Annotated in this window: 4 protein-coding genes; all 4 read right to left on the reverse strand. The window is 43.1% G+C overall.

Going from position 1 to position 3,636, the window contains the following annotated elements; genetic code table 11:
- Positions 1 to 348, reverse strand: a 348-nt coding sequence (locus tag LBQ60_17110; GenBank protein ID MDR2039641.1) for a hypothetical protein, incomplete at its 3' end; no start/stop codon positions are given.
- 83 nt (positions 349 to 431) lie between these two features.
- Positions 432 to 1,259 (reverse strand): hypothetical protein, encoded by an 828-nt coding sequence (locus LBQ60_17115; protein ID MDR2039642.1) that lies wholly within the window; start codon positions 1,257 to 1,259, stop codon positions 432 to 434.
- A gap of 14 nt (positions 1,260 to 1,273) precedes the next feature.
- A complete protein-coding gene (locus tag LBQ60_17120) occupies positions 1,274 to 2,377 on the reverse strand; it encodes a glycosyltransferase family 2 protein (protein MDR2039643.1) in 1,104 nt (367 codons plus the stop codon).
- A gap of 33 nt (positions 2,378 to 2,410) precedes the next feature.
- The coding region (locus tag LBQ60_17125) for an HlyD family secretion protein (protein MDR2039644.1) at positions 2,411 to 3,636 on the reverse strand (1,226 nt) is incomplete at its 5' end.

Consider the following 3,636-nt stretch of genomic DNA (forward strand, 5'->3'; position numbering starts at 1 on the left):
TTTCATGAACGGATGCTCCGGTATGCTAAACATGAGCGCATTATTGAACATCATAGGTTTTTTGTGATATTCCCAATAGGAGGGTGGAACCATTGCAAAACAACAGGTTTTATTTCTTATCAATTCGTCCATCGGCTCTAAGGATTCATAGTCAAAATCAACATACATCCCTCCAATCCTGTCCAGAATCAGATACCGGATAGCGTCCCAACGCTGCACGTTGTAAGGGAATTGGTTATAAACATCCCCATATTGAGGATAATAATCCTGTATAAACCGGTTCATGCGCTCATTATCCCAATACTCGTACTGCCCATGCGGGGTAATGTTCTTTCCACGTGTGTCCAAGTATTTTAAAATGCTCCGGTAACGGTTCATCTACACCTGACCATATCTGGTGAATAATACGAGGAATCATTGTTTTCGCTGTTTTATTCATGTGCAAAATGATTATCTACCTCTCCTCTATTCTTATGCCAAAAATAAAGCAAATCCAGCATGGTAAAACCGGTTTTGTCATCTATATTCAGACTGAAACAAATGATGCCAACCATGTTAATGAAAGTCCGTTTTAAACCATGCCTACAATAAATAGCCTCTACTTCTTTCAACCAGAGATTGAAACAATGCTCCGTTTCTTTTTGGTCAGGCAGGTAGCTAAAATAACTGTCCATTATCACCCCATTCTCCGGCGTGTGGTTGCCGTTTAGTTCTTCCTTGCGGAATCCATCCAGGACATCTGTTTTCATTTGTTGGTTTAGCGACGAGGAACGGAGTAATCCCAGCATAAACAATGTGGCTAAACCTGTACATCCGTCCTTGTCGGATAACTCTTCGTCCATCAGGTCGATAACCAGCAATGAAAGAAGATGTGAAAAATTCAGATATTCGGAAGAGCGAAGAATAAGAATCGGCATATCAAAGTTATACCATTCGATATGATTGACCGGGTAGTTGATCCACAATTTCTCTCCATACGGAAAAGAATCTGTAAAAGATGACGGATTCTCTTTTAGGGCAGAGTAGAAAAAAAACTCAATGTATTCTCTAATATCCTCCTGAGGAGGTGAATGAAAGAGGAATGCGCAACGGATACTCTCGCCTCCCTCATCTGAAAAGGAGATGAAACACTGTTTGATTATCAATATGTTTTCTTCATAGAACTGCCGGATAAAGGGAAGAAGAATATGCCATTCTTTCCGTGAATAATATATGGAAAAATAGTACCACACAGTAGCATAATCAATTTGTAAAGGCATAGGGTTCGTCATATTCAGTCTAATATTATCTTGTCCTGATCATTAAAATTCTTATATACAACGCCTCGTCCGAATCCATCCGGATTAACCCCGGCGCCGGATTTTATACAGGCCATCGCCTGTTTATAGTTGGAGGCTTCGGTCAATGTCTTAACCAAAAGAGAGATCGATTCTTCTGTCGTCATCCTGTAAAAGACATTCCCATCATTTATTAGCTTTCCTCCTTCTTTTCGATAGATCCGGCGAATGTTTCCTGTTTCGGTTTCAATGGAGCCTTCCGACTTTGACCATCTTCCTTTGCCTATATCACCGGACAATACCTCCCGGCTCCTTTCATCCAGACTCCAGTCATTCGTTTCTTTTATTTTATGCGGCAAATTATAATGCCTCAATTTGTTGTTAATCAAAATACCTGTTTCACATACTAAATTGGAATGTAATAGTAAAAACATAGTTTTCCAAGGTGTTACATACGAAATATACGCTTCATCCAGTGTTTTTAATACCTGCTCTTCGGATACACGCAGCCTGTCAGAATGACGGATAGCATTATAATATCGGGAGTCTCTGAAATAATCCTGTTTTAATCCTTCTTTTTTCAATCGGTCAATCAATTCGACATCCTCGACCCCCCATCCGGAAAAAGATTCATTGTAACCGCCTACCTGTAAAAAATGTTTTTTCAGCACACAAAGCCGTCCGGTCACATCCGGTATATGATAGTCAGAGGTATAAAAAACATCCTCCCGTCCGTTAAAGCAGTTGATAATATCTGCCGCAAAACCTTTCCCCAAATAATTGTCCGCATCTAAGTTGCAGACAATATCGGCATCTGATAGACGGAAAATCATATTCCGGCTATGACTCCTGTGGTAACTTTCCGGTTCGTTCGTTTTATAATAGACCAACAGACCGGCATCTATATACTTTTTCAGGCTTTTGCACCATTCTTCCAAACCATCTGTGGAATGATAATCCAACAACGCAAACAGTACTTTATACGGCAGATAATTGTCTTCCATATTCTGCTCCAAGGTTTGTCTGAGATATACAAGCCTGTTCATGCAAGTAATGCAAAAAGCTATATTTTTATGATTGTCTTCCATCTTTTTATACATCTGTTTTATGTATTCGCTTATATCCGAGACGGCCTAAAAGCCTTCTTTCAACGCCCGTTTAATGGGCATGAAAAATCGTTCAATCAGGCGGAGGTCTTCCGTCACTATTTCGGCCGATGCCTTCATCTCGTGAGTCACCGGCAAGGTTTTTCTGTAATTGGTGGTCAGACCATCGGGGAGACCTATCTCTACCTGGTAGTTGTTATCCGACGGGACGAGCGAAATCCTGTTCACAACCCCATTCACGATCCCAAACTCCTGGTCGGGGAAATTGGCAAAACGTATCATCACGCGCTGGCCTATTCTTACCTTGCCGGAACGCGATACAGGTAGCAGGGCTTTGCCTATCAATACCGCGTTTTCGCCGGGGACTACCGTGAAGACACCCTCGCCCGCTGTCACATACTGGTTCTCATTCCAGTATTTGGTAAAAGTCACTTTACCCCGGATTGGAGAGACAAGACAATAAGTGAGTTCCCAACTATTGATGGCGTTTGACAGTTGTTCCGCGGCTGTACGGAGACCCTGTTCTACCTGTATTTCTTTTTCTGCCTGCTGCAACCCTATGTCCAATATGTTGGTTTCCATTTCAGCTATCTGTAGGCGGAAATTTTCCAAGGATGCTCGCCCGCTTTCTAACGTATACAGGCTTTGCAGCAGAACGTTCCGGGCCGTTTCATGTTCGGAGGGTGAGAGCACCTGCCGGGCAAACAGTGTCGAATCACGTTCATATTGCTGCCGGGCTATCCGGTATTGGTCTTCCACTACACCCTGCCGGCGTTCCATGTTTTGATAGTAAACACGGTACTGTTCTATCTGTCGCTGCATGGCGGCTATCCTTTTCGGATAGTAGTTCAAAGCGTAATAGTTTTCATACTCATGCAGGCTTTGTAAATAAGCAGCGTACGAAGGCTGAATATCTCCAAGGGATAATTCCTTATCTCCTCCTTTTCTCTCCTTCAGGCTAAACACATCTTCCGTCGAGGCCGGATTCTCAATGACGGCAAGCAAACCGCCCTCCACCACACTCTGGCCATCTGTCACATACAATTTACTAATCTTCCCCGAAGCCCTTGATACCACTTGTGCTACCGGAAACTGTCCCGTCAAGATCATCTCCGCCGCTATCACATCCGGATACTTGAAGAAACAACTGCCTGTTACCAAAGACAGTACGACGATAAACAAAACCGCAATTCCCCAACGCAGGATCCAGGGGGGGATCTTTCCCATCACCTCCTGTACTTCTTCACTGCGAA

The sequence above is a fragment of the Bacteroidales bacterium genome (assembly GCA_031275285.1).
Classification (GTDB): domain Bacteria; phylum Bacteroidota; class Bacteroidia; order Bacteroidales; family UBA4181; genus JAIRLS01.